The sequence below is a fragment of the Isoptericola sp. NPDC057191 genome (assembly GCF_042670225.1).
Lineage (GTDB): Bacteria > Actinomycetota > Actinomycetes > Actinomycetales > Cellulomonadaceae > Isoptericola.
Window position 1 is genome coordinate 38,820 of record NZ_JBHUWC010000013.1, and the last position, 8,048, is coordinate 46,867.

Consider the following 8,048-nt stretch of genomic DNA (forward strand, 5'->3'; position numbering starts at 1 on the left):
GCCCGGTCGGCCCGCGGAGGCAGTGCCGGTCAGCCCCGCATGTCCATGACCACCCTGCCGTCGATGGTGCCCGCGATCATCTCGTCGAAGATCGCGTTGATGTCGCCGAGGGGGCGCACGGAGTAGGTCGGCGCGACCTTGCCACGGGCGAAGAAGTCCAGCGCCTCGGCCATGTCCTTGCGCGTCCCGACGATCGAGCCTCGCACGGTGAGGCCGAACAGGACCGTGGTGAAGATGTCCAGCGGGAACTTCTCCGGGGGCAGCCCCACGAGCGAGACGGTGCCGCCACGGCGGAGAGCCCCCACGGCCTGGGGGAACGCGTGCGCGTTCACCGCCGTCACGAGGGCGCCGTGGACGCCGCCGCCCGTCCCCTCCCGCAGCTCCGCGGCCGCGTCGGCCGACGTCGCCGCGTTGACCGTGACCTCGGCACCGTGCTTGCGCGCCAGGGCGAGCTTCGTCTCGTCGACGTCGACCGCGGCGACGCGGCGGCCCATCGCGACCGCGTACTGGACGGCGATGTGGCCGAGCCCGCCGATGCCGGAGACGAGCACCCACTCGCCCGGCTGGGTGTCGGTGACCTTGAGGCCCTTGTAGACGGTCACTCCGGCACAGAGGATCGGTCCGACCGCCGACAGGTCGACGCCGTCGGGGATGATCGGCGCGTACCGCGAGTCCACGAGCATGTACTGGCCGAAGGAGCCGTCGACCGAGTAGCCGCCGTTCTTCTGGTTCGGGCAGAGGGTCTCCCAGCCGGTCTCGCAGTACTCGCACTCGCCGCAGGCGCTCCAGAGCCACGCGTTGCCGACGGTGTCGCCGACGGCGAGCCGCGTCACCTGGTCGCCCACTGCCACGACGTGGCCGACCCCCTCGTGGCCGGGGACGAAGGGCGGGGTCGGCTGCACCGGCCAGTCGCCGTGCGCGGCGTGCAGGTCGGTGTGGCACACGCCGGTGTAGTCGACCTTGACGAGGGCCTCGTGGGGTCCAGGGGTGGGGACCTGCCGGTCCTCGACGGAGAGCGGCTCGCCGAACGAGCGGACGACCGCGGCTTGCATGGTGCTCATCTCAGACTCCCTTCAACGGGGCCCTCGGGTCGGACCCCCCGGCGTGCTGTTGCTCCTTCGACGGTAGGCAGGAAAGGGGTGCCGCTGCTCTCCAATGCTTGTGAAACCTGTCACAAGCCGCAGAGTCAAGCCGTTCGGTGCATGTGAAGTCGTTCACAAGCGCTGGATCCGGAGCGCTGCCGGGCGCCGAGTGTGCGAGCCCGGGCGGCGGCGCAGCCCGACGGCCGAGGGGCGGACGGCGGGCCCCGACGTCCTGGCGGTTCCGTAGACTGCCCGTGTGACCACCCCTCTGTCCGCCCCGGCGCCCGCGGGCGGGGTCGACGGCGCGCGGCTGCCGTTGCGCCCGGAGCTCGCCGACGAGGTGCCGTACGGCGCCCCGCAGCTCGACGTCCCCGTGCTGCTCAACGTCAACGAGAACCCGTACGCGCCGTCGGAGGCCGTCGTCGCCACGATCGCCCGGTACGTCGCCGACGCGGCGCGGGGGCTCAACCGCTACCCGGACCGCGACTTCGCCGCCCTGCGCGGGGACCTGGCCGACTATCTGGCGCTCGAGTCCGGGGTGCGCGTCGCGCCCGAGCAGGTCTGGGCCGCCAACGGCTCCAACGAGGTCATGCTGCACCTGCTGCAGGCGTTCGGCGGCCCCGGACGCACGGCGGTGTCGTTCGCGCCCACCTATTCCATGTACCCCGAGTACGCCCGGGACACCCACACCCGCTGGGTGACCGGTCGACGTGAGACGGACTTCACGCTCGACGTCGACCACGCGGTCGCGACGATCGAGGAGGTCCGGCCGTCGGTGGTGCTGCTGGCCAGCCCGAACAACCCGACCGGCACCGCGCTCCCGCTCGCGACCGTGGAGGCGGTCCTGGCCGCAGCGGCCCGCGTCGAGGTGCCCGACGCGCCCGAGCACGCCGGGCGGCGTGCCGGCGCGGTCGTCGTGGTGGACGAGGCCTACGCCGAGTTCCGGCGCCCCGGCACCCCGTCCGCGCTGGAGCTGCTCGCCGGGCACCCGCACCTCGCCGTCACGCGCACGATGTCGAAGGCCTTCGCCGCGGCGGGCCTGCGGCTCGGCTACCTGGCCGCGTCGCGGGAGCTCGTCGACGCCCTCCGCGTCGTGCGGCTGCCGTACCACCTGTCCGCGGTGACCCAGGCGGCCGCGCGCGGCGCCCTGGCGCACCACGACGAGCTGCGCGCCCAGGTGCGCGGCCTGCGCGACGAGCGCGACGACCTCGTGGCCTGGCTGCGGGCGCAGCGCGTCGACGGCCGCCCCCTGCGGGTGGCCGACTCCGACGCGAACTTCGTGCTGTTCGGGACGTTCGACGACCGGCACGCCGTCTGGCAGCGCCTGCTCGACCGCGGCGTCCTGATCCGGGAGACCGGCCCGGAGGGCTGGCTGCGGGTCTCGGTGGGCACACCCGCGGAGAACGCGGCCTTCCGGGCCGCCCTCACCGAGGTCGTCACCGGCGCCGACGCGCCCGAGAAGGAGGACTGATGCAGCACCGCACGGCCCGCGTGGAGCGCACGACGAGCGAGTCGAGCGTCGTCGTCGAGCTGGACCTCGACGGCACCGGGCGCACGGAGATCTCGACCACCGTGCCGTTCTACGACCACATGCTCACGGCGCTCGGCAAGCACTCCCTGATCGACCTGACGGTGCGTGCCACGGGGGACACCCACATCGACGCGCACCACACCGTCGAGGACGTCGCGATCGTCCTGGGGGAGGCCCTGCGCGAGGCGCTCGGCGACAAGCGCGGGATCTCGCGCTTCGGTGACGCCACGGTGCCCCTGGACGAAGCGCTCGCGCTGGCGGTCGTCGACGTGTCCGGCCGCCCGTACCTCGTGCACTCCGGCGAGCCGGAGGGGCAGGAGTACCACCTCATCGGCGGCCACTTCACCGGATCCCTCACGCGCCACGTGCTCGAGTCGCTTGCGCACCACGCGGGCATCTGCCTGCACGTACGGGTCCTCGCCGGTCGCGACCCGCACCACATCGTCGAAGCCCAGTTCAAGGCGCTGGCCCGTGCGCTGCGCGCCGCCGTCGCCCCCGACCCCCGCGTCGAGGGCGTCCCGTCCACGAAGGGTGCGCTGTAGCCGCATGACCACCGATCGCGACCAGCACCAGGACGTGCCGGACGAGCTGCCCGAGGGCTTCGAGGTCCCCGACGACCTGTCCGGGCTCGACGGCGCGTCCGCCGACCCCGAGCTGGCGGTCCTCATCACGCAGATCGCCGGCGCGGAGCCGTTGGCGGCCGCCTGTGCGCTCGCGGAGCTCGACGTCGACGCCGCGCCCACGCCGGTGGGCGCCCTCGCCGTCCTGCGCGACACCCGCGGCGACACCCCGGCCCGCGCCGCCGCGTCGATCTCGAAGCTCGTCGCCGGGGTGCCTCTCGTCCTCGTGACCCGGCGGGGCGAGCAGCTCACGTGCGTGCGCTACGCGGACGGCGCGGCAGAGGGCGAGCTCCCGCCCGGCCTGGTGCTGGGCGGCGCGCCGGAGGCTCTCGAGGACCTCGTCACGGGGCAGCTCACCGTGGCCGACCTGCCCGGCGTCGTGCCGTCGGCGAGCATCGGCCGGTTCAAGGCGATGCGGATGCTCACGGGCGCCGCGCGCAAGGCTCGCAAGAAGCAGCAGTAGGGAGTCACATGCCGGAGACGACGCCGGGCACGACGCCGGGCACGACGCCGGGCACGACGCCGGACCCCGCCGGTCAGGGGGAGCGACGGCCCGATCTCGCGGCCGCGCAGACGGCCGCGGGCATCGCGCCGCTGCTGCCGCACGGGGGTGCCGCGGCGGACCTCAACCCTGCGCCCGCGGTGGCACGTGCCGACGGGCGACGCCGGGTCGTGGTGCTCGACTACGGGTTCGGCAACGTCCGGTCGGCCGTGCGCGCGCTCGAACGGGTCGGCGCCGACGTCGAGCTCACCGCCGACCTGACGCGTGCCGCCGAGGCCGACGGCCTCGTCGTGCCCGGGGTGGGCGCCTTCGCCGCCTGCATGGCCGGGCTGCGGGCCGTCCGCGGCGACCAGGTGGTCGACCGCCGTCTCGCCGGAGGCCGGCCCGTGCTCGGCATCTGCGTCGGCATGCAGGTCATGTTCGACGCGGGGGTGGAGCACGGGGAGCGGGCCGAGGGGCTGGGCGAGTGGCCGGGCGTGGTCGAGCGCATCGACGCGCCGGTGGTGCCGCACATGGGCTGGTCGCCGGTCGAGGTGCCCGAGGGCTCTCGCCTCTTCGCGGGGGTGGAGCACGAGCGGTTCTACTTCGTGCACTCCTACGCGGCACAGGAGTTCACCCTGGGGCACGACGGGGAGGTCGACCCGCGGTACACGCCCCCGCTGGTCACCTGGGCGCGGCACGGCGCTCCCGGCTCCGAGGCACGGTTCGTCGCGGCCGTCGAGAGCGGACCGCTGTCCGCCACGCAGTTCCACCCCGAGAAGTCCGGCGACGCGGGCGCGACCCTGCTGGAGAACTGGGTCCGCTCGCTCTGACACCCCGCCGGACCACCCACCACGCACCGAAGAGCTGGAGAGACACCCCATGACCGAACGCCTCGTGCTGCTGCCCGCCGTCGACGTCGCCGACGGCCAGGCCGTCCGCCTCGTGCAGGGAGAGGCCGGCTCCGAGACGTCCTACGGCGACCCCCTGGCCGCCGCCCGCGACTGGCAGGCGGGCGGCGCCGAGTGGATCCATCTCGTGGACCTGGACGCCGCCTTCGGACGCGGGTCGAACGCCGAGCTGCTCGCGCAGGTCGTGGCCGAGCTGGACGTCCAGGTCGAGCTGTCGGGCGGTATCCGTGACGACGCGTCGCTCGAGCGCGCCCTGGCCACGGGCGCGCGTCGCGTCAACATCGGCACCGCCGCCCTCGAGGACCCGGAGTGGACCGCCCGCGTCATCGCCGAGCACGGCGACGCGGTCGCGGTGGGCCTGGACGTGCGCGGCACCACCCTCGCCGCCCGTGGCTGGACCCAGGAGGGCGGCGACCTGTGGGAGGTTCTCGCCCGCCTCGACGACGCCGGGTGCTCGCGCTACGTCGTCACGGACGTGACCAAGGACGGCACGCTGCGCGGCCCGAACGTCGAGCTGCTGCGGGAGGTCGCCTCGCGCACGCCCGCGAAGGTGGTCGCGTCGGGCGGCATCTCGTCGCTCGCCGACCTCGAGGCGCTGCGCGCCCTCGTGCCGGACGGCGTCGAGGGCGCCGTCGTGGGCAAGGCGCTGTACGCCGGGGCGTTCACGCTTCCCGAGGCGCTCGACGTGGCGGGTCGGCCGTGACCGGCCCCGCCGCCGGACCGCAGGACGGCGGCGACGGCCGCGCGCTCCCCGGCCACCTGAAGTCCATCCAGCCCACGTCGCAGTTCGCGGGCGACGACGGCACCGCCGACCCGGAGCTCGCGCGTCTGCTGCGGGCCCACGCCGACGGTGCCGGCGCGCTGCAGGAGGTCGTGCGCCGCCTCGCGGCCACCCGGGTGCTCGTCCCCGTCCTCGCCGAGCTCGCCGTGGCCGACGTCGTCGAGCACGAGGGCCCGTCCGGCACGCAGGAACTGCACGTCGACAAGGAGGCCGCCGCGGGCGTCGTGGCGATCGAGGCTCCCGACGGCCGCCGCGCGCTGCCCGTCTTCACGTCCGTCGAGTCGATGCGGGCCTGGCGTGCCGACGCCCGTCCGGTGCCGGTCGAGGCCGCGCGTGCGGCGCTGTCCGCCGTCAGCGAGGACTGGTCGCTGCTCGTGGTGGACCCCGCCGGGCCCGCCACCGCCCTCGTGCCCCGCCCCGCGGTGTGGGCGCTGGCCCAGGGCGAGGAGTGGCGTCCTGCGCTCGTCGAGGGCCCTGGCGGCGCGGTCGAGGTGGAGGCGGAGGTCGCGACAGCGGTCGCCGACGCCGCCGCCCCCGTGCAGCACGTCGTGCGGGCCCATGCCGAGCGGGGCCGCCGCGCCGAGGTGGCCGTGGTGCTGGCCCTGGACCCGGGCCTGGACCGTGCCGGGCTGGACCGGGTCCTCGCGCAGGTGAACGCCCGGCTCGGCGCCTCGAGCGTGATCTCCTCGCGCGTCGACTCCCTGGAGCTCCGGGTCGGCGCCGCGCGCTGACCACCGCTACCGGGACGGGGGCGGGGTCTGCTCGGTCGGCTGCTCGGTCGGCTGCGCGGTCGGCTGGTCGCTCGGCTGCGCGGTCGGCTGGTCACAGGGTGGGAGCGGCTGGAACCCGTCGGCATCGTCGAGCACCCGCTCCAGCGTGGAGACGGGCACCAGCAGCGACCGGTCGTCGGAGGTCTTCGCGTAGACCACGCCGATGACGCGGCCGTCCGCGTCGAGGGCCGCGGACCCGGACGAGCCGGGCTCGACCGGCGCGTCCGTGAGCAGCACCTCGCCCAGGTTCTCGTGCAGAGGGTCGGTGGTCGGCCCGATCACCTCGCCCGCCGTGACGGTGAGCCGTCCGCCCTCGGGGTAGCCCACCACGGTCACGGCGTCGCCCGGCTCGGGGTCGGCACGGGCGAGCGTCGGGTGGCTGGGCAGCGGGTCCGCGGTGCGTACCAGTGCGAGGTCGGCCAGGGACGCGCTGCCGGCGGCGGCGACCTCGAGGTCTCGACCGTCGTACGTGCTGACCTCGAGCGACTCGGAGTCCGCCACGACGTGCCGGTTGGTGATCAGGGTGTGCTCGTCCACGGCGAACCCTGATCCGGTGGACAGGCCGTCGCACCCGACGTTGCGGATGCGCACCGCCATTCGCTGCACGGTGTCGAAGCCGTCGGGGGACAGCGCCTGCGCCCCGCGCGGGTCCAGCGAGGGTGGCGCCGAGGCCGTCCCGCCCGTGGGGACGACGTCCTCCGGGACGGGACCAGGCACCGACGGCAGGACACCGCAGCCGGCGAGAGCGGTCGCGAGGAGCGCGACGGACGCCGTGCGGGCGGCGCCGGACGCCCGCGGTGCCCCCGGTCGCCTCACTGATCGAGCTCCTGCTTGAGCTGGTCGCTCGCCTTCGACGCCTGCCGGCACAGCGTGCCGACGTCGGCGGCGAACCGGTCGAGGTCCTTCGCGTCGTACGCGTCCCGGTCCTCGAGGGAGGTGATGAGCCGGGCCTGCGCGTCCACGCAGTCGCCGAGGGCCGTGGTCACGACGCCCGCGGCCTCGCTCACCCGCTTCTGGTAGTCGAGGTACTGCTGCGAGGCGACGTTCTCGTCGCCGAGCTGGGCCTTCTCGTTCGCCAGGTCCGTGATGCGGGAGGTCGCGGTCGCGAGCTGCTCGCGCGCGGCGACGAGCTCGGCGTCGGTGGCGTGCAGCTGGGCGTCGAGGTCCGCGACCCGGTCGGCGTAGCCACGGGCCTCGTGCTCCCATGCCGCGCTGTGCTCCTGCCAGCGCGTCGTGGTGACCCACAGGTACGCGCCCAGGCCGAGCGCGAGCGCGAGCAGCACGGCCAGGACGACGACCACCGTCGTGCGCCGGTCGTGATGCTCGTCGTGGCGCCGGGCTGCCCCGGCGCCGGCACCGGGCGGTACCGCCGGGCCCGGCGGCGGGTCCGGCGGCGGCGGCCAGGCGGACGGCGTGGACATGTCAGACGACGGAACCCGTGTACTTCTCGCCCGGGCCCTCGCCGGGAGCGTCGGGGACGACGGACGCCTCCCGGAACGCCAGCTGCAGGGTGCGCAGCCCGTCCCGCAGGGAGCGGGCGTGCTGGTTGCCGACGTCGGGGGCGCTCGCCGTGACCAGTGCGGCGAGCGCGGTGATCAGCTTGCGCGCCTCGTCGAGGTCGAGGTGGTCCTGCGCCTCGGCGTCCTCGGCCAGGCCGCACTTCACGGCGGCCGCGCTCATGAGGTGCACGGCGGCGGTCGTGATGACCTGGACGGCGGGGACGTCGGCGATGTCGCGCGTCGCGTCGTCCTCCACGGTCGTGGCCGGGACGGCGTCGGGGGAGGGGGTCGCGTCGGGGGTGGTGCTCATGGGGTCCATCTTCGCATCGGGGCGGGTGGGTGACGACGGCCGAGGCCGGGCCCCGACGGGACC

General features: G+C 75.0%; 10 protein-coding genes. 6 read left to right on the forward strand and 4 right to left on the reverse strand.

The features are described 5' to 3' along the window. Window positions 1-29: 29 nt before the first annotated feature. On the reverse strand, window positions 30-1,061 hold the full coding sequence (gene adhP / locus ACFT55_RS04085) for an alcohol dehydrogenase AdhP (protein ID WP_380241761.1): 1,032 nt from the start codon (window positions 1,059-1,061) through the stop codon (window positions 30-32). Window positions 1,062-1,338: 277 nt separating this feature from the next. On the opposite strand from adhP, the gene ACFT55_RS04090 reads away from it, so the two are divergent. The 6 genes from ACFT55_RS04090 (at window position 1,339) to ACFT55_RS04115 (ending at window position 6,137) form a co-directional block, all read left to right on the forward strand. Next, complete coding sequence (locus ACFT55_RS04090) at window positions 1,339-2,553, forward strand: histidinol-phosphate transaminase (RefSeq protein ID WP_380241763.1); 1,215 nt, start codon at window positions 1,339-1,341, stop codon at window positions 2,551-2,553. Continuing rightward, window positions 2,553-3,155: an imidazoleglycerol-phosphate dehydratase HisB gene (gene hisB / locus ACFT55_RS04095; RefSeq protein WP_380241765.1), complete on the forward strand. Its 603-nt coding sequence runs from the start codon at window positions 2,553-2,555 to the stop codon at window positions 3,153-3,155. Before ACFT55_RS04090 ends, hisB begins: the two co-directional genes overlap by 1 nt. Before the next feature lie 4 nt (window positions 3,156-3,159). After that, window positions 3,160-3,696, forward strand: a complete 537-nt coding sequence (locus tag ACFT55_RS04100; RefSeq protein ID WP_380241767.1) for a hypothetical protein — start codon at window positions 3,160-3,162, stop codon at window positions 3,694-3,696. Window positions 3,697-3,875: 179 nt separating this feature from the next. Next, window positions 3,876-4,547, forward strand: coding sequence for an imidazole glycerol phosphate synthase subunit HisH (gene hisH, locus ACFT55_RS04105; protein WP_380241779.1), 672 nt, complete (start codon window positions 3,876-3,878; stop codon window positions 4,545-4,547). Between the two features lie 49 nt (window positions 4,548-4,596). Further along, window positions 4,597-5,328, forward strand: coding sequence for a bifunctional 1-(5-phosphoribosyl)-5-((5-phosphoribosylamino)methylideneamino)imidazole-4-carboxamide isomerase/phosphoribosylanthranilate isomerase PriA (gene priA, locus ACFT55_RS04110; protein ID WP_380241769.1), 732 nt, complete (start codon window positions 4,597-4,599; stop codon window positions 5,326-5,328). A gap of 56 nt (window positions 5,329-5,384) precedes the next feature. Next, entirely contained in the window at window positions 5,385-6,137 is a 753-nt protein-coding gene (locus ACFT55_RS04115; protein ID WP_380241781.1) for an SseB family protein, read from the forward strand. A 6-nt stretch (window positions 6,138-6,143) separates the two neighbouring features. Here ACFT55_RS04115 and ACFT55_RS04120 read toward each other — a convergent pair whose 3' ends face one another. Genes ACFT55_RS04120 through ACFT55_RS04130 form a run of 3 tightly spaced genes read right to left on the reverse strand, consistent with a single transcriptional unit; the run spans window position 6,144 to window position 7,985 of the window. Beyond that, the gene (locus tag ACFT55_RS04120) at window positions 6,144-6,992 is read right to left on the reverse strand and encodes a trypsin-like peptidase domain-containing protein (protein ID WP_380241771.1); all 849 of its coding nucleotides are present in this window, start codon (window positions 6,990-6,992) and stop codon (window positions 6,144-6,146) included. Continuing rightward, window positions 6,989-7,597: a hypothetical protein gene (locus ACFT55_RS04125; protein WP_380241773.1), complete on the reverse strand. Its 609-nt coding sequence runs from the start codon at window positions 7,595-7,597 to the stop codon at window positions 6,989-6,991. Before ACFT55_RS04125 ends, ACFT55_RS04120 begins: the two co-directional genes overlap by 4 nt. Window position 7,598: 1 nt before the next feature. Then, window positions 7,599-7,985 carry a DUF1844 domain-containing protein gene (locus ACFT55_RS04130; protein ID WP_380241775.1) on the reverse strand — a complete coding sequence of 129 codons (387 nt, stop codon included), beginning with the start codon at window positions 7,983-7,985 and terminating at the stop codon, window positions 7,599-7,601. Window positions 7,986-8,048: the final 63 nt, after the last annotated feature.